Annotated in this window: 15 protein-coding genes; 8 read left to right on the top strand and 7 right to left on the bottom strand. The window is 34.2% G+C overall.

What is annotated here, in order from left to right; all coding sequences use genetic code 11:
• Positions 1-205: 205 nt before the first annotated feature.
• On the bottom strand, positions 206-1,012 hold the full coding sequence (locus MK119_RS16510) for a hypothetical protein (protein ID WP_290680809.1): 807 nt from the start codon (positions 1,010-1,012) through the stop codon (positions 206-208).
• A gap of 46 nt (positions 1,013-1,058) precedes the next feature.
• On the bottom strand, positions 1,059-1,406 hold the full coding sequence (locus tag MK119_RS16505) for a hypothetical protein (protein WP_290680807.1): 348 nt from the start codon (positions 1,404-1,406) through the stop codon (positions 1,059-1,061).
• Positions 1,407-1,704: 298 nt separating this feature from the next.
• Here MK119_RS16505 and MK119_RS16500 point away from each other — a divergent pair, with 298 nt between their 5' ends.
• The 5 genes from MK119_RS16500 (at position 1,705) to MK119_RS16480 (ending at position 6,235) form a co-directional block, all read left to right on the top strand.
• A complete protein-coding gene (locus MK119_RS16500; RefSeq protein ID WP_290680805.1) occupies positions 1,705-2,784 on the top strand; it encodes a CNNM domain-containing protein in 1,080 nt (359 codons plus the stop codon).
• A gap of 216 nt (positions 2,785-3,000) precedes the next feature.
• Positions 3,001-3,486, top strand: a complete 486-nt coding sequence (locus tag MK119_RS16495; RefSeq protein ID WP_290680803.1) for a methylated-DNA--[protein]-cysteine S-methyltransferase — start codon at positions 3,001-3,003, stop codon at positions 3,484-3,486.
• A gap of 966 nt (positions 3,487-4,452) precedes the next feature.
• Positions 4,453-4,755 carry a hypothetical protein gene (locus MK119_RS16490; protein ID WP_290680801.1) on the top strand — a complete coding sequence of 101 codons (303 nt, stop codon included), beginning with the start codon at positions 4,453-4,455 and terminating at the stop codon, positions 4,753-4,755.
• Positions 4,756-4,955: 200 nt separating this feature from the next.
• Entirely contained in the window at positions 4,956-5,483 is a 528-nt protein-coding gene (locus MK119_RS16485) for a DUF4442 domain-containing protein (RefSeq protein ID WP_290680799.1), read from the top strand.
• A 38-nt stretch (positions 5,484-5,521) separates the two neighbouring features.
• Complete coding sequence (locus tag MK119_RS16480) at positions 5,522-6,235, top strand: 3'-5' exonuclease (protein WP_290680797.1); 714 nt, start codon at positions 5,522-5,524, stop codon at positions 6,233-6,235.
• A gap of 645 nt (positions 6,236-6,880) precedes the next feature.
• Here MK119_RS16480 and MK119_RS16475 read toward each other — a convergent pair.
• Together MK119_RS16475 and MK119_RS16470 are read right to left on the bottom strand one after the other, a co-directional pair.
• Positions 6,881-7,663 (bottom strand): T9SS type A sorting domain-containing protein, encoded by a 783-nt coding sequence (locus MK119_RS16475; RefSeq protein ID WP_290680795.1) that lies wholly within the window; start codon positions 7,661-7,663, stop codon positions 6,881-6,883.
• Between the two features lie 6 nt (positions 7,664-7,669).
• The gene (locus MK119_RS16470) at positions 7,670-10,474 is read right to left on the bottom strand and encodes a S8 family serine peptidase (protein ID WP_290680794.1); all 2,805 of its coding nucleotides are present in this window, start codon (positions 10,472-10,474) and stop codon (positions 7,670-7,672) included.
• 343 nt (positions 10,475-10,817) lie between these two features.
• On the opposite strand from MK119_RS16470, the gene MK119_RS16465 reads away from it, so the two are divergent.
• The 3 genes from MK119_RS16465 (at position 10,818) to MK119_RS16455 (ending at position 14,967) form a co-directional block, all read left to right on the top strand.
• Positions 10,818-12,488 (top strand): ABC transporter ATP-binding protein, encoded by a 1,671-nt coding sequence (locus MK119_RS16465; protein WP_290680792.1) that lies wholly within the window; start codon positions 10,818-10,820, stop codon positions 12,486-12,488.
• A 210-nt stretch (positions 12,489-12,698) separates the two neighbouring features.
• The gene (locus MK119_RS16460; RefSeq protein ID WP_290680790.1) at positions 12,699-12,830 is read left to right on the top strand and encodes a hypothetical protein; all 132 of its coding nucleotides are present in this window, start codon (positions 12,699-12,701) and stop codon (positions 12,828-12,830) included.
• Between the two features lie 577 nt (positions 12,831-13,407).
• The gene (locus MK119_RS16455; protein WP_290680788.1) at positions 13,408-14,967 is read left to right on the top strand and encodes a class I SAM-dependent methyltransferase; all 1,560 of its coding nucleotides are present in this window, start codon (positions 13,408-13,410) and stop codon (positions 14,965-14,967) included.
• A gap of 176 nt (positions 14,968-15,143) precedes the next feature.
• Here the strand turns inward: MK119_RS16455 and MK119_RS16450 are convergent, their stop codons facing one another.
• The 3 genes from MK119_RS16450 to MK119_RS16440 all read right to left on the bottom strand — a co-directional run.
• Positions 15,144-18,671 carry a reprolysin-like metallopeptidase gene (locus MK119_RS16450; RefSeq protein WP_290680787.1) on the bottom strand — a complete coding sequence of 1,176 codons (3,528 nt, stop codon included), beginning with the start codon at positions 18,669-18,671 and terminating at the stop codon, positions 15,144-15,146.
• Positions 18,672-18,994: 323 nt separating this feature from the next.
• The gene (locus MK119_RS16445) at positions 18,995-21,187 is read right to left on the bottom strand and encodes a prolyl oligopeptidase family serine peptidase (RefSeq protein WP_290680785.1); all 2,193 of its coding nucleotides are present in this window, start codon (positions 21,185-21,187) and stop codon (positions 18,995-18,997) included.
• Positions 21,188-21,335: 148 nt separating this feature from the next.
• Positions 21,336-22,262 (bottom strand): S8 family serine peptidase (locus MK119_RS16440; protein ID WP_290680783.1); only part of this gene is annotated, 927 nt, incomplete at its 5' end.

The following is a 22,262-nucleotide window of genomic DNA, read 5'->3' as shown; positions in this document are numbered from 1 at the left end:
CTGCTTGTCCATCCCATGATAAATGTGCTGGTCGCGTATTTGGTCCTATATTTATTCCTGTTGCACGTGCGCTTAATCCTGTAACTGACTCTATTCCAAAAACATCACATTGATCTGACTGATACAGATGTCCAATTCCTTGAGTAGTATTAACATTTCCATCACCATTAGTATCTGATAAATTATCCCAAGGTCCCCATAATGTTTAGTATGCTGAAATTGTATTTTGCAATCCTGTGGAACCTTGTGCTCCTAAAGATCCTGAAACCCATTTTCCATATTTTTCCATACAACATTCAGGATTTGAATCATCAAAAGGTAATACTGCAGATATTAGGTATGCACTTGTATGCTCTGAGTCACTTACAAATTTCCCTTTTACTTTTCCATAAATATATCCTTTAGAAATCATTGACACCGTTAAAATATGATTCGGTTCTAAAGTAACTCCGCCATCATAACTCATGGAAAAACTTCCATTTTCAGAACCATTTTGTTCTTCTTGATAGTGGATATCTATTGGTGTTTCAAAAACAGTAATAATTTGATTTCCTACTTCAGTAATAGTATCACTCCAGTCAATTCCATTATCAAAATCTTCTACAACTCCTGCAATCGAAGACGCTAAATCCACAATATTCATCCAAAATTGAGGATTCCAAGCATCATCTTGTGCTCTTGATAATTGGTATTGTCTTCCATCTAGTACTGTAACATTTGTATCTCTTAAATATTGATCAATTGTAAATAAAGCTACATCATCTTCTACAGCTGCAAAACAAGCATGGTTTCCAAAATTACCATCTGCCGAAGTAGATACCCATGATGCTCCATAATACTTAGCTTTTAAATAGATATTTTTAGAACATCCACAATCTTCTGAAAATAAAACTCCATTTGTACAGATATAGTTAAATGACATACGCGCATAACTATTTAAAGAAACCCCATCTCCATTTATAGATTTTCCATACTCACAATCATTGTTATGTGAAGGCGAATTCAATCTCAATCGTTGGCGTGTTCTGCTCCTCTAATAGATTCTGCATACCATATTGTTAATCCTCCTTGATTTTCTGGTGGTGAAAATTGATTGTAAAATCTGGCGCTACATGGTATGAAGAATTTACCGTTAGCATAGCGCAATTACAATCGGTTTCTCTCGATCCTCCGCGCAACTGTTTCATAAGCTTTACTACTTTTGGCTGCATTTCTCGTGAAATATTTTTAGTAGCAAGAAACTTATCTAAAGGAAGTTGTCCGTCCCTTTTATTTTGCCAATTTTTTATTTGATCAAATAATTCTTGAGAGATTTCAATATGATTACCTTCAATTTTAACTTCTTGGTTTTCCTGTGTTTTTAGTTTAAATGTGGAAAGATTTACCACCGTTAAAACAAAAAGCATTACGTAGCACTTTTGTAATAGTGAACGATTAAAAATACTTTTTTCATAATTAAATGTTTTATTGATTTGAAACAAACTTAGAGACAGAAACCACTGAAAAAAAGTGTATGTAATGATGTTTTATAAAGGAGTAACTTACATTTTTTAAAACGCCACCGCTATTTTTTTTTTACACTAAACAAGAGCACTTAACGGTAAAAACCTCCCAAAAAACAGAAACTTTTCAGATTAGAGCTGCATATCTAAAAAATTGAGAAAAATATTATCTAAATTCGCTATATACAATTTTAAATAGCTTATGACACTATTAATACTATATGGAGTACTCTCCATTTTCTTTTCATTCTTATGTTCTATTTTAGAAGCCGTTTTACTGAGTGTTACACCTACTTTTGTAAACATTCAGAAAAAAGAAGGAAAATCGTATGCGGATAATCTAAAAGCGCTAAAACAAGATGTTGACAAGCCTTTGATTGCTATTTTGACATTGAATACCATTGCACATACTGTTGGTGCAATTATGGTAGGAACGGAAGCAAAAAAATTATATGGTGACGAAGATAGTTATGGTGTATTTATCATTTCTGTTGTGATGACAATTTTAATTTTAGTGGCTTCAGAAATTATCCCAAAAACTATTGGAGCAATGTACTGGAAACAGCTTGCAGGGTTTTCTACTAGAACACTAGATTTCATGGTATTGATTTTAAAATACACAGGTATTTTGTGGATTTTACAATTGTTTACCAAAATTATTGGAAGCAAAGGTCATGGCGAAAGTGTATTGAGCCGTGAAGATTTTAGTGCGATGGCAGAAATTGCTACTGATAAAGGTGTTTTTCAGGAATCGGAAAGTAAAGTGATTCGCAACTTATTAGGTTTTAAAGATATTTTAGTAAAAGATATTATGACGCCGCGTTCTGTAATGAAAATTGATACTGTTTCAAAGACCATTCAGGAATTTTTTGATGAAAATCCTAATTTGAAGTTTTCTAGAATTCCAATTCATGGAGAACAAACAGATGATATTACAGGATATATTTTAAAAGATAAGTTGATGGAAGCTATTATTCATGGAAAAGGTTCTGAACCGCTTTCATCTATCAAACGTGAAATCTTAGTTACAAATAGAAATTTACCAATTCCAGAATTATTTGAAGAACTTATTGAACATCGAGAGCACATTGCATTGGTGGTAGATGAATATGGTTCGGTTAGTGGATTGGTTAGTCAGGAAGATGTAATTGAAACCTTACTTGGCTTAGAAATTATGGACGAAAGTGATAATGTAGCAGACTTACAACAGCTTGCCAGAAAGAGCTGGGAAAGGAGAGCAAAAAAGTTAGGCTTGATAGAAAAAAATAACCCAGAAGAATAAATTCAAATGGGTATATTTAACATTGGTAAATTCTTTAATAAAATAACCAACTAATAACAACTTTCTTTTTTTGTGCATTAATATATTATAAAATTACAATTTTTTTTGTAAAATATTGTTAATATATCAATTATTCATGCATAACAAATCTATAAAAAAAATGCATTTCATCTATACTTTTGGTCATTTTATCGATGAATTATGCGTTTAAGTTCGATGAATAAACATACAGCACATATTCAAACTCCTTTAGGGATTGCTAAAGTCGTTTCTGACGAAGTTGGTATCCAAGAAATTTCTGTATTGGATGAAAAAATCAATATTGAAAATTCCGCAGATATTCCCCAAGTTCTTAAAGATTGTATTTGTCAATTAGAAGAATATTTTGAAGGAAAACGAACAGAATTCAACTTAAATCTAACTCCAAAAGGAACAGATTTTCAACAAAAAGTTTGGCATGAGTTGAACAAAATTCCATTTGGAAAAACGTGTTCATATTTAGAACTCTCCAAAAAATTAGGAGATGTAAAAGCAATTCGCGCTGTAGCCTCTGCTAACGGAAAAAACCCATTATGGATTGTAGCACCTTGCCACAGAGTTATTGGAAGTGACGGATCGCTTACGGGTTATGCTGGTGGATTGTGGCGCAAAAAATGGTTATTAGAGCATGAAAATCCTGTAAAACAGCAATCTCTTTTTTAAAATTTATAATGATAGCATCGCTTAAAAAACTTCCTTTTCTTTTATTAGGAATCTTTTTATTTTTTTCTGTTAAAATCAACTCTCAAAATATAGGATCTCGCATTGAGTTTAGATACGATTTCAACATCAAATTTAAAAAATATCATTGTTGATCATATTGAAAAAATGCTGCAACCATAGAAGCGCATGCCTTAGAATATTTACATAGAATACTCCCGCAAAAAACGCCTTTGAAATAGCTGAAGCATATAAACATTTAGAAAATCAATTACCATCTTAAGAAGTATACAAAAGCGCATCAATACTACAACAAAGCTATGAAGGCAATACAAAAACAGCCTCAAGAATATACAATAGCATACGCAACAGAAATTGTATTCCTCCTGAAACAAAAGGAACAAAATTTTTCATGCGCGCAGCAAATTTATTCTTAGTATCATTGTTTTTCGAGAGCTTTAGACACCATACATAAATATCATTTAAATGACTCAAGAGTATCTATTCAGGCCAATATAGCTTTGATAAAATCTGAAGTTTCTGACTTTAAAGAAGCTTTACGATTACATCAAAATAATTTACAAATCCTAAAAAAAATAGATCCTAAAAATTATAATTCGTATAATTAATACGATGTAGAATACATAGCCACCTTATTGAATATTGCTACAGCACATAGAAGACTAAAAAACCTTGATAATGCTCATATTTATGATGTGTAAGGGTTAAAACGCAACCAGCAAATATTAGATCACAAACAATTAAGTCCTAGAGACAAAAGTATTCACCGAAGACTAAAAGGACATTTATTCACAAATCAAGGAATTATTGCTTTTCATCAAAAAGCATTTGACGAATCTTTACAACATTTTAGTTCTGCAAAAGCCTTACAAGACTCTTTAAAAATTCATAGTTTTTCTTTAGAGTGTGATCTTTACAAAGGGAAAAATTATTTGATGAAAAAAGAATATGATACTGCTATCTATTTTGGAAAAAAAGGCCATTAAAGGCTTTGAAAAAAAGTATCAATTTTCTTCTACCAGAAATTTATTGGATGCCTATTTATTGTTGAGTAATTGTTATGAAAAAATAGAGGGTTATAAAAACGCTAATTTTTATTACGAGAAATATGGTCAATGCTATGAGCAAGTGTTAGATCCACAAAAAATACATGTACTCAATAGTATAAATAATGAATATAAGTCTTGTTTTTTACAAAAAAGCAATAAGTTACTTGAAAAAAATCAATTTAAAAAAGTTAACTATTGCTAAAATTGACACCGAAAAAACGGCGTACATTAATGGAGGACTTTTATCCTTTTTCCGAATTAATTGTGAAAGTGTTCATACCAGATGTGGAACGCAATGTCACAGACCAAATGAGAATTAATTTTCTTTGGCTTTAATTATCAACGAAACCGTCTCTAAATTAGGAACGGTTTTTTTTATCTTTAACGCTCAAAGCTAAATGTATGTATAGAACAGCTACCAACTTCTTGAAAAAATTTATGTCCACTGCGGCAATTTTTAAATATGGTTTCAATTTATCACCGATGTATCGCCGAACCACCGCAAGAGTTATTGAAATTAGTGACGATCTGAAACATGTAAAAATCAAAGTTCCATTAAGCTATAAAAACAAAAATTATGTAGGCGCCATTTTTGGTGGAAGTATGTTTTCGGCCACTGATCCTATTTATATGATTCAGTTGGTGCAAATTTTAGGTGAGAATTATGTAGTATGGGATAAGTCTGCTACCATCAATTACAAACGTCCTGCAAAAGAACATCTATATTGTACATTTACCTTTACTGATGAAGAAATTGTAGCTATCAAAAAACAGGTGGTAGAAACACATGAAATGACAATTAAAAAAACAACCTATCTCACCAACACGAAAGAGCAGGTTTTTGCAGAAGTCATTAAAACCCTTTATATTGCCGAAAAGGCTTTTTATAAGAAGAAGCTACAAAAACGTAAGCAAGCAAAGTCTTCCTAGTACAATTTTTTCCTCATGAACGTACTAAATAAAGACGTATGTTACAGAAAATAAACTTAGAAAATGTTTTGTTTCTAGACATAGAAACAGTTCCTGAGTATCCATATTATGACGATTTGGATGCAGAAGAAAAAACACTTTGGGAACAAAAAACTACCTATCAACGTAAAGATGAATTTACTGCGGACGAGTTTTATGATCGCGCAGGAATTTGGGCAGAGTTTGGTAAAATTATTTGTATTTCAGTCGGATATTTTGCCAATAAAGGTGATCTTAGGCAATTTCGCACGACTTCTTTTCATGGAGAAGAAGAACAATTATTACGCGAATTTAAAGCCTTGCTCGAATCGCATTTTAACCGACCTCATCATTTGCTTTGTGCGCACAATGGAAAGGAATTTGACTTTCCATACATTGCACGTCGTATGATTATCAATCGAATTACCTTGCCGTTTAAATTGAATTTGTTTGGTAAGAAACCTTGGGAAATTCCGCATTTAGACACAATGGAATTGTGGAAATTTGGTGATTATAAGCATTATACTTCGTTGCGTTTAATGACCAAAGTATTAGGAATTCCTTCTCCAAAAGATGATATTGATGGTAGCCAAGTGCGTGATGTTTTTTATAAAGAAGGTGATATTGATCGTATCATTACCTATTGTGAAAAAGATGTCATTGCTGTAGCGCAAATTTTACTTAGACTCCGCAATGAAGGATTGTTAGAAGATGATGAAGTGTTGCATGTTTAAGTCAGGTGTTGGGTTTTTGGGTGCTTCGCTTTTAGATTCTTAACTAAACTCAAATAATTCAATAAGAATATATTCTACGAAAGGATTTTATTCTTATTTAACCTGTCTATTTTTAGCATCTATTCTTACAATTCTAGCTTGTATAAACTAACGACTATAAGTACTGCAATTCCATTTATCCAATAGTAATAGTAATACGCGTCTATTCCTCTAAAATAAAAGGTGCCGTAATAAATACTGTTCCGACTTCGAAGTCTAACAAGAAATGATACGAAACACACCAAAAAGGTGATTTGTCAACAAAAATGTTAAAACAAACGCTTCTACACCTGTTGCTATTGATAAATAAAATACGATTGCAAAGAGCTTCCCAAGTTTAGAACAAAAGGTAAAATTAGTGAAGTAATTGCTACTGGATAGTCTAAGACTGCGTGAATTCTTTTTATTACGAATTATATGATTTGTGATTTGTGCGATTATTAGATTATAAAGATCACAGGGAATGCAAGTTTTTACGCTACAAAAAAAAGAACTAAGAATTGTACTTTTTGAAGTTTGAAGAATTTCCTCAAAAAAGAACATATAAAAAAGCCCAAACACGAATGTTTGGACCTTTAAAGCACTCTAAATTTATTTATTAGTTATTTATTGTTTAATAAATTTCTTAGTTACGGTTTGTGATCCAGCATTAATTTGAATCATATATACACCTGCTTTTAATTTTTGAACATTGATAGCTCCTGAGTTTATATTTCCTTTTGCTACTTGTTGTCCAACCATATTAGTGATCGTGTAACTTGCATTATCTTGTGCAGTAATTACATTTAGTGTAGCTCCTTTTACAGGATTTGGATAGATACGAACTTCAAGAGAAGAGTCAAATCTATTGTCACTTGTTGTAGTCACATAATTGTTTGTCGAAGTTGAACCAGAAGCTGATAAACAGAAGTTAGTCGTATCTGATGTTGTAAATGATCCTCCAGAAGCTAATGTAGCACCAGTATCACTATTTGTCAGCGTGAATGAACCATTACCATATGCACAGCAAATTCCATCTCCGTACGAATCTCTGATTGTAAAGTCATAACATCCATCATCTAAACATCCAGCATCAATAGTTAATGTTGATCCGTCTGGTTGAGAAGCATACGTTCCTCCAGAAGCTACTACTGTTCCTGAGCTATTCGTAATTTCCCAGCTTGTTTCTTCTGGGTAGTTATCAAATGTGATTGATAATGATACATTAGAACAAGATGGACCACCGCCGCCACTAGTAGAGAGACTTACGCCATCAATAGCGATATCTGCTTGCCAAGTACCACCTGTAATTCTGTTGAAACGTAATTGAACAGTTCCCCCGACATATGCAGCTAAATCTACACTAGCAGTTTGCCAAGAGTTACCTTGATTTCCAGTTTCACTCCACAACGATGTTCAAGTTGCTCCATCGTCATCACTAGCTTCTAAAGAGATACTTCCCATGTCAGATGATCCAAACATGTGGTAACTAAAAGCAAAAGTAGCTTGTGTTTCTCCACCTAAATCGAAACAAGGAGAATTCAAAATTGCTTGTTTGTTTGGGTATCCTGTGCCATTTCCAGAAGCCTCAACAAATGTATAGTATGATCCTTCTGTTGCTGAACTAGGTCCTGTATTATTTGAAGGTGTTCCTCCTGATGTTATACTCCAGTTAATATCGTCTGCTGTTGATTGTGTCCATGCTCCAAATGTATTTTCAAAACTTTCACTGTAAGGGTATGATGAAACTTCACCTGCACAACTTCCTGGGTCAGGATCTCCTCCACCGCCTGATGCTGTCAATGATAAGTCATCAATAGCGATATCACTAGACCAACCGTTTCCAGTAGTACCCACGATTCTCAATTTAAATTGTTGTCCCAAATAAGCACTTAAGTTAATAGAAACGGAATTCCATTGATTTCCTTGACTTCCAGAATCTGTCCATAAATTTGACCATGAAGCACCATCGGTAGATGCTTGCACTGTTAATGTGCCTACGGCAGTTCCATACATATGATTTTGGAAACTAAACGAAGCTGATGTTTTTCCAGAAAGATCAAAACAATCACTTTCTAAAATTGCTGTTGCATTGTTTCCAATTTGTCCTGCGCTTCCGTTTGTAGATGCTTCCAAAAATAAGTAATTAGAACCTTGTACTGCTCCTGAAGGTCCTGTGTTACTTGATGGTGTGCTTCCACTTCCGCGGTACCAATCACCATCATCTCCACCAACTTGTGTCCAACCGTCATTTGCTTCAAATCCTTCACTATATGGAAATGTTGAAATACCACCAGAACAAAATACAGGTGCTGCTGCAGTTGTAAATGTAGTGGATGAACTATATGAAGAGTTACCACTTGGACACACGCTACGTACTTGTACTTGATAGGAAGTACTCGCAGCCAATCCTGTTAAACTTGTTGAGTTTGAAGTTTCTGAGCTTGTAGTCCATGCTGATGTTCCCGAGACTCTATATCGGACATCATATGTGGCAGCAGTTACTGTATTCCAGTCTATATCAGCACTAGATGTAGTAATATTAGAAGCAGCAACTCCAGTTGGTGTCGTTGCATTACAAACTACAGGTGTTCCTGTTAATCCAGTTACAATTAAAGAAAAGTCTTGACTTCCGCCAACTAAAGAGCCTTTGTGTGTTACTGTAATTGTATAAGTTCCTGAAGCTCCTGAAACATCTACTCTTTCATAAGGATCTACAGAATTGTCTCCTGTTCCATTTGAATTAACACCTGTTAATCTCCAAGGATTGTAAGATGTTCCTCCTTTAGTTACTCTAATATCTAAATCATTCACTAACACAGGCGTTGATGAGTTTGTCGCTGTTGTAGCAGTTCCAGGACGGTCAGTCCAAGAAATAGATGCTAACAATGGACTTGTTCCATCTGAATCAACTGTAATCGTATACGATTGACCAGAAGTCAACGTCAATTGTTCAACTCTAGATTCATTTCCGTTATCAGAAATGGCTTCTGCAGCACGCTTAGCGTTCATCAATCCCCATCCGTAAACAGCATCTGGCCCTGAAGGTCCAGCATCATCTGCTGTGTGTAAAACAAGTCCTTTTACCGTAGCAGCCCTTGCAAATGAACCGTTGGTGTTATTATAATGTTGTTGTAACAATAATACAGATCCTGCTACATTAGGTGATGCCATTGACGTTCCTGTGATTGAGTTGTATGCAGTGTCACTATTTTGATACGTTGAATATACTCCTGTACCATTTCCAGTGATATCAGGTTTTATACGGTAATCATCTGTTGGTCCTTCACTACTTGAGCTATTGATTGAAACAGAAATCAAATTCCCACTTCCATCGATATTTGCATCTTGTGCGTTTGCAACAACTAAGTTATTTTTAGCAGTAGAATGCCCTGTTAACTTATCATAAGAACTATTTCCTGCTAATGGATTCCCGTTATAACTGTTCTGATTTCCATCATTTCCAGCAGCAACAACCATTAAATAATTGGGTGCATTGAAAAGTATTTGATCCCAATCTCTTGATTCTGTGATATAAGCTCCGAAGTAATAGTCAGGAACTAAATCACCTCTAAATCCGTAAGAGTGATTAGAAACAAGCATTCCACCAGCTGCTTCAGCTGTAGCTTCAGATTTGTCACTGTTCCAGTCATAACCAACAGCCCTTGTATGTGGTGCCATTCCTTTAGCAGCAGGTTGTACTCCTGAAGCCATGATAGTTCCCGTTACGTGTGCAGCATGAAAATTTAATGATCCAGAATCACCTGTAGAAAAACGATTGTTTCCTCCAGGACCGTCGTATTCTTGGTGAGATGCCCTAGCAACTCCACCATCCCATATATGAGCTGTCATGTTTTGTCCCATTAGGTTGAGTCCTAATGATCCGCCAGAATTTAAGTGATTCGTCCTTGTAGATCTTGCTGCATCTACATTGAAAGTGGTGTAATATATAGGTTGCCCATCTACTACTTTTTGTAGTTCTAAAAATCTTCCGTCTGGTGTTTGAATTTTTACTTCCCAGCCTTGCTGAATCGCAATCCTGTAAGCCTCTTCTTTTTCTGTTTGTGCTTTGTTTTGAAATGAAACTTCAATAGCACTTAATTTTCCTTGATCATACGATTGGATAATTTTTTGCTTTTCTGCATCTGTCTGTGCAATGGAAGACTGAGCAAAAAATACCCAAAAGGCTAGAAAGCCTAGCGATAGGTACTTGTTTTTCATGTGTGATTTTGGTTGTTATTAGGTTAATAATTGCGTCTCAAAAAAGTAAACCTATGGACTGAATATACTATGCGGTGACTATAGTATAGATAATGTATTTTTAAATGACAATCTTTGACTTATCTTCATTAAAACGTTGCAAAAGTGTTAATTTTTTGTGAATTATGTAAGCATTTAAATAATTTTTCGACGAAATACAGCTTTTATTAAGAAATTCTTACAAATCACACATTTTAAAGTTAAAAACTACATTAAAACCTTACTTATTTTACTTAAAAAGAGGACTTAAAGTACTTTTTAAATACTATTTTAGCAGGTTAAATTGTTTCCGTATTTTTGAGAAATGCATACTTTATTAGACATACAAAATCTCAGCATTGCTTTTAAAGGTAATGAATTGATACATGGAATTTCATATACCGTTACCTCTAACGAAATTTTAGGAATCGTTGGCGAATCTGGTAGTGGGAAATCGGTTTCTTCTTTGGCAGTTTTAGGTTTATTACCTTCAAAAAATACTACGATTACTGGTGAAATTGTATATAACAATGAAAATTTAATTTCTCTTTCTCATAAAGCCTTTCAACGTTTACGCGGGAATGAAATTTCTATGATTTTTCAAGAACCTATGAGTTCGTTAAATCCATCTATGACCTGTGGAAAACAAGTAGAGGAAGTATTACTACAACATAAATTCTGCACAAAAAAAGAGGTCAAAGCAACAGTTTTATCACTTTTTGAAAAAGTGAAGTTGCCACGTGTTGATCAAATGTATCGATCGTATCCGCATCAATTGAGCGGTGGGCAAAAACAACGTGTTATGATTGCTATGGCCATTGCTTGCAAACCAAAATTACTAATTGCTGATGAACCTACGACTGCCTTAGATGTAACGGTTCAGAAGGAAATCATTTTGTTGTTGAAAGAGTTGCAGCAAGAAACAGAAATGGGCATTATTTTTATTTCGCACGATTTGTCATTGGTCAGCGAAATCGCCGATAGAATAGTGGTCATGTATAAAGGAGATATTGTAGAGCATGGAGATACTAAAACTATTTTTTCCAATCCTACACATAAATATACTAAAGCTTTATTGCAGTCCAAACCTTCTTTGGACGTTCGTTTACAAAAGCTTCCAACAATTCAAGATGTATTAGCTGGTACGGTTTCAAATGTAATCGTTTCTTCAGCAGCACGAAAACTTCGTCATGAGTCTATTTACGAAAAAGCGCCCATTTTAAAGGTGAAAAATGTATCGAAGTCGTTTTTTAGTAAAGCAGGTATTTTTGGAAAATCTACGGAAGTGAAAGCCGTAAACGATGTTAGCTTTTCTTTATATGAAGGCGAAACGCTTGGCTTGGTAGGCGAATCTGGTTGCGGGAAATCTACCTTAGGAAATACTATCTTGCAATTGCACACGGCTACCGAAGGTGAAATTCTATATAAGGGACAAGATATTACCAAGTTGTCTAAAAGCGAAATTCGTAGTTTGCGAAAAGAGATTCAAATTATTTTTCAAGATCCTTTTGCTTCGCTAAATCCTAGAATTCCTGTCGGAACTGCCATTTTGGAACCTATGAAAGTGCACGGTTTGTACGCCAATGATGCCGAACGTAAGGAGAAAGTTATTGAGTTGCTTGAGCGTGTCGGTTTAGATGCTTCCCATTACGGAAGATATCCACATGAGTTTTCGGGCGGACAACGTCAACGTATTGGAATTGCTAGAACTATTGCATTACAACCAAAGTTGATTATTTGTGACGAATCGGTTTCAGCTTTGGATATTTCGGTGCAAGCACAAGTATTGAATCTTTTAAATGAGCTGAAAGATAATTTTGGCTTTACATATATTTTTATTTCTCACGATTTGGCAGTTGTTAAATACATTTCTGATCAGTTATTGGTCATGAATGCTGGAAAAATTGAAGAATTGGGCGAAGCAGATGCTATTTATGCCAATCCAAAATCTTCCTACACACAAAAATTAATTGACGCTATTCCAAAGGGAATTTAAGCACAATTCTACTCAGAAAGTATTTTTTTATACTTTGGAAACTTTTCTATAGTTCGTCCGATTATGCACATCGTTTTATGGTATAATCGAAACATTAATTACAATCATGAAAAAACAAACATTAAAAAATTTAGTCTTATGTAAAAACACAATTTCTAAGTTAGAAAACAGTCAAACATTCACGGAGGATTAGCAATTTCAGCATTTTGTATGTCAACAACTCCAGATTGTATTACAAAATCTCACATCTTCGTTTGCTGCTCAGTTAAACCAGCAGATCCTACACCAGCATCAGATCCAGCAATATGTTCTGGAGGTTGGGGAAATTGCCCAATTAATTAAAACTGAGTATTGCAAAAACAGGAGGGATTTAATTTTCTTCTGTTTTTTTACAAATCGTATAGAAAATCAATATTCTATATTACAGAATATTTTACACCTATACTACCCTTTTCAGGTGTTTTAACTTATCTAAAAGGGGAAAATTATATAGTCAATTCCCTATTCTATTTTCAGTTGTTTCACGTTAACACAATTATTTCTATTGATGAATCTTTGCATCGAACAAAAAATAGATATATCATGAAGAAACAAACTTTAAAAAATTTAGCTTTACGAAAAAATACTATTTCTTAGTTAGACAAACAAGCAAGTATCCAAGGAGGTGCAGCCTTCTCTATGCTATGTCCATCTGGAGGTCCAAATTGTATTACTAAATCACACATCTTTGTATGCTGTCCACAGGAACCTTTACCCGCATCTAATCCTGAAATTTGCACAGGACCTTACGGAAATTGTCCTATCAATATATAGAGATTTAACTCTTATTAGAAAGCTATTTTATTACGATAATAATTTAGCTTTCTTTTAACTACTTTTCTTCTCAGCTACATTTGAAAATTCTGTATCTTTAGAAGATATGAGTTTAACTAGAGAACAAAAACGCGCATTTCGATCTTTGTTGTTTAAACATCAGGATGGACTTGCCATTACTGCAACAATAGCCGTATTAGAAAAACATTCTGTCTTTGATTTTTTGGCTGCAGAACATGGTACTTCAATCACAGCAATTCTTAAAAAGTTTCCACAATTTCATTCAGGTTATTTGAATGTTTCTTTACGAAGTTTGGCTTCACAAGGAATTTTAAAATATACCGTTACTACAGAAGAAATTCAGATTGAAACTACCGAAAAATTTAACAACTTTCTACCTCACATTTCGCATTATGAAAACTTGAATACGTTGTTTTCTTATTATTATGAGTTGTTAAAACAGCCGTATCAATTTCCATTACCAAAAATTGATATCTTAATTTCAATGGCTACCTATTGGTCAATAACCAAACAAGCTTTGAAAGCAGATACGTATTTTCAAGAAGAAGTAGCGCTTCATTTAGAAGGTGTGTTACTAGCGCCTTTGCTTGTGTATTTGGGATATCATGCAGATTTGGAAACCATAGAAACGGCTACTTTTTTAAAAGATGCTTCGCTTTTAAAAGTATTGCAATTGTTAGAGTTACATGATGGTTCTTCATTGACTACAAAAGGTTCGTTTTTGTTTGCCAAGAGCTATGCTTATGGAGTTACTGCTTCCTATATGCCGATTATGTGTCATATAGAAAGCTATTTGACAGGTGATTTTTTATCATTTTTCCAGCAAGATCGTTTAGGAAATGAGCAACATGTGTTTAGAGGCATTAATGTTTGGGGAAGTGGTGGAAGTCATGCCACCTATTTTAATAAGTTTGATGCCGTTTTGGTTGATATTTTTAACAAACCACTTTCTGAACAACCCAAAGGAATTATCGATGTCGGTTGTGGAAATGGTGCTTTGTTAGAGCATATCTTTGATTTGATTTGGGACAAAACCCAACGCAAAGACGACTTGAGTGCCAATAAATTGATCTTGATTGGTGCCGATTATAATAAAGAAGCTTTGTTGAGTACCAAACGAAATTTAAAAAAAGCCAATGTATGGGCAGAAGTTGTTTGGGGCGATATTGGTAATCCTGCAGAGATTGATCAGAAGTTACAAGAGTTATATAATGTGAAGTTAGATGAGTTGCTCAATGTTCGTTCGTTTTTAGATCATAATAGACCTTTTAATGAACCTTCTGGAGTTTATACTGGCAATTTACTGTCTTCAGGAGCTTTTGCGCATCGTGGAAAACAATTGCACAATTCGGCTGTTGCTCAAAGTTTGATAGAGCATTTTCAAAAGTGGAAACCTTATATTTCAACACACGGTTTGCTGTTTATTGAATTACATACGGTTGCGCCTAATACGGTTGCTTTAAATTTAGGCAAAACGCCTTGTACTGCGTATGATGTGACGCATGGCTTTTCAGATCAGTATATTGTGGAATTGGATGTATTTTTAGATGCTATTAACAAAGCGGGAATTACGATTGACCCAATGCATTCTTATCGTTTTCCAAGTGAAGAAATTTCAACTATTAGCATTAATTTGATACAATAGTTCGTTATTCTTTGGACTCATTTACCTTTTTAATAACGTGAATATCTTAGGATCAAAAAACAACAGTTAGTCCAGATTCTTGAATTTACACCTCTATTTTCGCAAAAAGACACACCATAAAAAAAGCCTTGAGAATTTCTCAAGGCTTTTGATTTTCATAAGTTAGGTTTAGGTTATTATTCTCGAACGAGCTTTTTCGTTGTTCTAACATCTCCATTACTTATCTCGAGTAAGTAGATTCCTTTAGGTAAATTCGCAACGTTTATTGTTTTGCTTTCAATAACACCTTCTTTTACGCCTCTACCGACTAAGTCACGGATTACATACGTACTTTGCTGAACACCTTGATCTTTTAAAATTAATTTAACTTCATCTCCTCTTACTGGGTTCGGGTAGATAGTAACATTAAACACAATTGGATCATTTGTATCATCTGCGGTAGCACTTATAGGACTGTCTCCTCTACTTGTTGCACCACCAATACAGAAATTGCTTGTTTCACTACTTCCAAAAGAAGCTCCAGAGGCTAATACTGTTGCTCCTTCATTTAATGAATACGAACCTATTCCCCATGAGCAGCACATTCCATCTCCATAACTATCTCTTATAATTAAGCTGTAGCATCCTGCAGGTAAGTTTTGGTTAATTACTAGCGTAGAACCATCTGGTTGTGATCCGTATGTTCCTCCAGAAGCCACTACTTGATTGCTACTATTTCTAATTTGCCAACTTGTTTCTTCTGGATAGTTATCAAAATTAAGTGTTAAGGTTATGCCTATATTTGAAGACAATGTGGTTACATTTAAAGCTGCACTTGAAGATGAAACATTTCCTGCTGCATCTTGTGCTTGCACTGTAAATGCATAGGTTGTGCCTTCTGTAAGTCCCGTTACATTTAATGACGTTCCTAAGCTAGCTCCTATACTTGTTCCATCTTGAAATACTTCATAACTAGTAACTCCCACATTATCTGTAGAAGCTGTCCAGCTTAACGTTGTCGTTGTTTGTGTTGTTCCAGAAGCAGTCAATCCTGTTGGAATGCTTGGTGGTTGTGTATCTGGTCCTGCAGCTCCAATAACTACTGTATAGTCTTCTACTTCTCCATATGTAAATGTTTCACATGGAGTTGGTATTCGATTATATTTCATAGATACACGCATTCTTGTAGCTCCATTTGTTGCTGTGTTTGGAACGGTAAATGTTCCACTTACTGGTGTAGTTGTAGTGGCGTTTCTAGACCAAACTTGTTCTCCTGCATCGGTAAAATCTCCATCTTGATTGTAATCAATCCAAACCGAGTAACCTTCACTATATACCGTTCCAGTCCATGTTGGTGTTACTGTAATTGTATACGCTTGCGATTTTGACAAATCTGTTGAAATAGAGGTAAAATCAGTATAGAACTGACCTCCTGATGAATTGTCGATCGTATTCAGTTGTACACGACCAATATATTCGTCATTGATATTCGTACTTTGAGAATCGCAATAGTTCAATTGAACATTTGTCGTTGTAAAGTTTGTAGAACTAGAATATGCTGAGTTTCCACTAGTACACTTGCTACGTACTTGCACTTCATATTCGGTTTCTGCCGTTAATCCTGAAAGTGCTGTAGAAGTTCCTGTTACGGCATTTGTTGTCCAAGAAGTAGTTCCTGTCGCACGGTAACGTAGATCATAAGAAGCTCCTTGTACAACATCCCAACTTACAGATGCTGCTGAAGATGTAATACTTGCATCTGATACACGTGTCGGTACGGTAGCATTACACGCTACTTGTCCTGCAATGGTAAAATTCGCATTTGAAATATCGAAAAAAATATGATTTGCTCCTTTTACCATAATTCTGTTTTGATTTCCTTGATTGTTTGGCACAATAATGTCATACGATCCATCATTTGCAACATTAGAAGCTAAGGTAATTGGATAGGTATCTCCACCATCTGTAGACAATAAAATGTCAACATTTGCTGCATTTACACCATTTCCTGTTGTTCCTGCTACATCCCAAGTTACTGTTTGTGTTGTTCCTGCATTCCAAGTTACTGCAGTATTTGGAGCGTTTACTACAAATGGCCCTGCGGTTCCATTTACGGTAACTACCATATCGTCACTATTGTTTGATGCTCCACCAGCTCTGTTATCTCTTACTGTTAATCTAAAGTTTAAGCTTCTAGCAACATTTGGAACTGCTTCCCATTGCCATGAAGTTGCGCCACTCTTTATGGTTGATAATCTTGGGAAATATCTACTTGAAGATGTTGTTGGATTGAACGAACGAAACGCTACTCCACTAGTTCCTGTAACACTTGGATAGGTAGTTGCTGCATTGTTTTCATCTGCTTGTTCCCAACAGTATGTTAAGCTATCTCCATCTGCGTCTGTTCCTGAACCTGTAAGCACAAATGGTGTTCCTTTAGGAATTGTATAATCTGATCCTGCATCTACTGTTGGAGTTGCATTTCCTATAGCCGTATTTGTTTGGCAAGAAGTACTTTTTACATAGTTAGTTACCTGCTGAATAGAAAACCAGTGGAAATATGGATCACTGTTTGACTGTACATCGGTAGCTCCTGTAATTCCTGCATATCCCATGATAGTAGTACCACTTCCTGGTTCAAAATGTGCGTTGGTTCCTTCATTTCTGAAGCTAAATGTATGGTTTGCTCCAAATTGATGCCCAAGTTCATGCGCTACATAATCAATATCAAACGGATCTCCTACTGGTGTGCTTCTTGACGTAAAAGCACTTCCTTTTCGCCCATTTACGCAAATACATCCTATGCATCCTGCATTTCCATTATCGGAAGCTCTTGCAAATAAATGACCAACATCATAGTTTGCCTCTCCAATAACACTAGTCAATGTATTTTGTACTTGACTGTTAAAGCCTCCATTAGAATATGGGTCACTACCAGCATTTGTGTAAATAACATCATCATTATTAGCAATGACAACCATGGTTACATTAAAATCATTTTCAAATACACCATTTACACGTGTCATGGTTGTATTGATGGCTGCTAATGCACCTGCTTTTGTTCCTCCATGAAATGCTGTGTACTCTCCTGTAGTAGAAACTGCCAATCTGTAGGTTCTTAATATACCATCATCTGCGTTTGGTCGTGCGGTAGCTGAAAGCTCAAAATTACTAGAAGCATCACTGATGACTTGGCATTCAAAGTCTGATAACGAAGCAGATCTATCTGCTCTTTCATACACTGTGTAGGTTGTTCTATCGTCAGTAATCGGTTCAATAAATACCGCTTTTTCTGAGGCAGACAAACGCATCGTTTGTATTCCTAAAGGCGATACACTAAAGCGTATTACGGCTACTGGATCGTCAATTCCTTGCCCTGCATACGATTTTATTCCTGGATATCGTGCTGCTAAGTCTGGATGTAATACAGGCGCTTCAAAAATTTGAAAACGCTCCATTTCACCTTTCGCATTTGGAAACGAAAGTACAATGTTTGAACTACTGTTGGTTTCATTTCTCTGCGGGGCATTTTGCAAAGCATTTTTGAAACCATCAATGTTTAGGTCAAACACTTTTATTCTGGGTAAATCCTTATTGTGTTCAACAATGTTATTGTTGGTTAATGACTTTTGGGAGGTTGACCAAAAGTTTTGTCGTCCTTGTGCTTCTGCCATAGAAAAATGTAGCATCGCCAAAAGGACCATGAAAAGTAGGTTCTTTTTCATAATGTAAGATTTAGGTTAAGTATCTATAATTACCACAAAATCTAATAAGTTGATATTAAATTGATTAGCCATTATCAGTTTTCTGTAGTCCTTATTTTACATATAAAATTGTTAAAAATTTGACAAATCAACGACGAAAAGCGTATTTTTTCGATGAAATACATAAAATTTATACATTTTATTAAAAAATGTACAACAATTGTCATTCTTATTTACTTACATATTGAGACATAAAAAAACTCCCAAGCTTGTAAGCTTGCGAGTTTTGTATTTAGTTTTTTCTTTTCTTCTTTTTAGAGACTTCTTCAGCTGTAAATAATCTATTATTTATTTAATTTATAATCCGGATGATCTGTTTGCCATAGCGCAAAGGCATATATATTGGCATAATCTATGTAAAGCTTATTTTCACTAGAATTCATTCCACCATGACCAGACTCTGTATTTACTTGAAATAATACAGGATCATTTGATGTACTATAATCTAAGAGTTTAGCTATAAATTTTGCAGGATCCCAAGCAACTACTCTCCCATCTTTTAATCCTGCTAAAATCAATACTGCAGGATATTTTTCATTTTTTTTGATTGAATGATAAGCATCCATTTCTAATAACCCTCTAAACTCTAAGGAATCTTTTAAAGTCCCAAACTCCTTTATGCTATTTAGTCCCATAGGTTGATGTTCTGATCTCATCGTATTCATTGATGGAGATATTCCTATCATTACCTTAAATAAGTCTGGACGTTCTGTAATAGCTCTTCCAGCCATAATTCCTCCAGCGCTGGTTCCCCAAACAACAGTTTTTTTAGGATTAGTATATCTTTTAGCAATCATATATTCTACTGTGGCAATCAAGTCTTTCCAGGTATTAGATTTTGTAGTTTTCATACCTGCTTTATGCCAAGCATCTCCTTTTTCTCCTCCACCTCGAACATGCGGCATAACAATTATTCCTCCCTCTTTCACCCATAATAGAAAGCTTGTTGAGTAAAAGGGTGATAAAGGTGTTCCATAAGCTCCATAACCATAAAAAAGCACCCTATTTTGCCCATCTTTTTTCAGCCCTTTTTTATAAATTAAAGATACTGGAAGCTTAATTCCATCATGTGAAGTTATTTCAATCTCCTCAGCTACCATATTTTCAAATCCTGAAGGAACTTTGTTTCTATTTAATTCTATTTTAGAAAAAGAATTACTCCTTAGCTTATATTTGTATGTTAATGAGGGCTGAATCCATCCTCTAGTTGTTACCCATAGGTCTGTATATCTTGCTCCAAGTGAGCCCAGAAAAATTCTACCTGAAGTATTGGGTAGCATAATCTCTTTCTCTTGATTACCTTCTTCCTTATGGAATAGTCTTGCTTGAATTCCATTCTTAACTTTTACATAAAAGAGTCCATCTTTAGTGATTTCAAAATCTGTAATAACCGATTCAGGTGAAGAAGCTACTACTAATTCTGCATTTTTAAAATTTGGATTTTTAATAGTTGTTTTCCTTATCTCAAGACTTAAAGTGTCCTTTGACGTAAGATAATATATACATTCACCATCAATTTTATACTGTGTAATTTTTTCTTCTTCAGAACATAATTGATTCCATCGTATGTTGTCTTTTTTAATTTCAGATTCATTTACATAATATATATTCATAAAACTTGATTTACCCAAAAACTGACCAAACAAATATCCATCTGTTTCTGAAAGATTATAGACCATTGGAAAATCTTCAATATTAATATTTATTTCAGGGTTATTGTCTTTTGAAAAAATATCTTTCCCTTCCTTTTTTCCTAAAGTATACAAATAAGATTTGGTGTTCAACCAAAATTTTTCATCATTTGGATCAATATATGGTAAATAAGAACTTATAAACCCTGAATCATCAGAAAGCCAATCAATCCCACCAATACTTGCAGGAGCCACATTTGAATAGGTATTAGTAAGAATTGTTTTTTTTTCAAGATCAAGAACAATAATTTCGGATACTTCATTTCCTTTTTTCGAAATACTAATTGCTATTTTGCTTCCTTTCCAATTAGGTTTAATATAGTTAATAAGATAGTCTTTTTTACCTGTTTTTTTGATATAGTTAGTTATATCAAATATCTTTTGTTCTCCTCCTTCTAAGCTGTCACGATAATATAAATTAAATACATCTTCCCCAGCAAATTTTTTTAGATAAAAGTATTTTCCAGAAGCTAATGATCGTATTTGTCTTACAGTATGTTTCTTATTATTTTCAATTTCTTTTTGAACTTCGACAAGTTGATCTCTTCCTTCAATTTGAGTTAAGATATTTTCTGCATAAGCATTTTGTGCTTTCAACCAATCCAATACAGTCGAATCCTTTAAATTTTCTAAGTTTCTATATGAATCCGTAATCGAAACGCCATGATAGATATCTACAATACTTTTGCCCTTAAAACTTTTTCCTTTATAACTTCTTACCATTTTATTAGAGCAAGAAGTAATAAAAAGTATACCAAGGAAAATATATATTAATTTTTTATCCATTACATTTTAGCAATTTACTCCATCTTCTGTTAGGTCAGGGACACACATTGGACCAGCCTTCTTACTTCTTTGAGGATCTCCATTACCTCCTGTACCTCCTATAATTTTGGAAGAAAATTGTAGCTTAGCTACTTGCGATTTAATTAACTTAAGGTTTTTGATTTTTTTCATCTCCATAAGGCGATATTGCAATAGGCATAATTTTTACTCGATTTATAATTCCTTTTATTCCTGTTTCATTATTTCTGCTTGCAGCAATGATTCCAGCTACTTTTATTGCATGTATATGTGTCCCTTCAGAATTATCAGAGGTTATTTTATTATTACCATAAGGAACATCATTTATATCATCAACATCATCTCCAATAATTTCTCTTTCTTTATAGCCTTCATTCAAGTAAATATTAAGATAGCGTTTTTCCAATGCAAAATTATTTGCATTTCGTAAACTATCTTTTTTAAGTTTTATAAGATCCTTTACGTATTGAGAAACTTTTTTATCAGCAGTTTCAATATTTTGTAATGTTTCTACAGATACTTTTTGTTCTGGATATATTTTTGCTAATTCCCGTTCAAGAAAATTCTTCTTTACTTTTTTATAATGTAAAGAACTCAGTTTTTTTCTCACATATTTTAATTCGTCATTGTAGGCTTTTTTAGCTTTAAGATATAAATCGTAATCGTTGATAAATTCACTACCTATTTCTTCTCTTTTTTTACCTTCAAATCTCTCCTTAAACTTTCTGATAATCCTAACATATTCAAAATTTGCTCTGTAAGCCTGTTCTCCTTTTTCATTACCTAGAAAATTCCAACCGTGTATATCATCAATATATCCATTGTTATCATCATCTAACCTATTATTGGGAATCTCATCCTCATTCGTCCAAATATAATCTCTTATTTCTTCGTGATTTACGTCTAATCGTGTATCAATCACAGCTATAATAACTGTATCCCGTTTTTTATTAGTCAAAAGTTCTCTGTAAGCTTTATCTAAACTAACGCCTGGGATGGAATCTTCTAAAATATCTTTATGTTGCCAATTTTGCTTCTCTTCTTTAGTTAATGGGTG

Source organism: Kordia sp. (genome assembly GCF_022447245.1).
In the GTDB taxonomy this organism is placed as follows: domain Bacteria; phylum Bacteroidota; class Bacteroidia; order Flavobacteriales; family Flavobacteriaceae; genus Kordia.
This window is presented reverse-complemented; position numbering and strand designations above follow the sequence as displayed.

Coding starts and splice junctions, on each gene's coding strand:
- MK119_RS16450 (WP_290680787.1), bottom strand. CDS start 18,671: ATGAAAAAGAACCTACTTTTCATGGTCCTTTTGGCGATGCTACATTTT.
- MK119_RS16485 (WP_290680799.1), top strand. CDS start 4,956: ATGTATAGAACAGCTACCAACTTCTTGAAAAAATTTATGTCCACTGCG.
- MK119_RS16480 (WP_290680797.1), top strand. CDS start 5,522: ATGTTACAGAAAATAAACTTAGAAAATGTTTTGTTTCTAGACATAGAA.
- MK119_RS16490 (WP_290680801.1), top strand. CDS start 4,453: ATGATACTGCTATCTATTTTGGAAAAAAAGGCCATTAAAGGCTTTGAA.
- MK119_RS16465 (WP_290680792.1), top strand. CDS start 10,818: ATGCATACTTTATTAGACATACAAAATCTCAGCATTGCTTTTAAAGGT.
- MK119_RS16500 (WP_290680805.1), top strand. CDS start 1,705: ATGACACTATTAATACTATATGGAGTACTCTCCATTTTCTTTTCATTC.
- MK119_RS16445 (WP_290680785.1), bottom strand. CDS start 21,187: ATGGATAAAAAATTAATATATATTTTCCTTGGTATACTTTTTATTACT.
- MK119_RS16470 (WP_290680794.1), bottom strand. CDS start 10,474: ATGAAAAACAAGTACCTATCGCTAGGCTTTCTAGCCTTTTGGGTATTT.
- MK119_RS16495 (WP_290680803.1), top strand. CDS start 3,001: ATGAATAAACATACAGCACATATTCAAACTCCTTTAGGGATTGCTAAA.
- MK119_RS16455 (WP_290680788.1), top strand. CDS start 13,408: ATGAGTTTAACTAGAGAACAAAAACGCGCATTTCGATCTTTGTTGTTT.
- MK119_RS16460 (WP_290680790.1), top strand. CDS start 12,699: ATGTCAACAACTCCAGATTGTATTACAAAATCTCACATCTTCGTTTGC.
- MK119_RS16505 (WP_290680807.1), bottom strand. CDS start 1,406: ATGCTTTTTGTTTTAACGGTGGTAAATCTTTCCACATTTAAACTAAAA.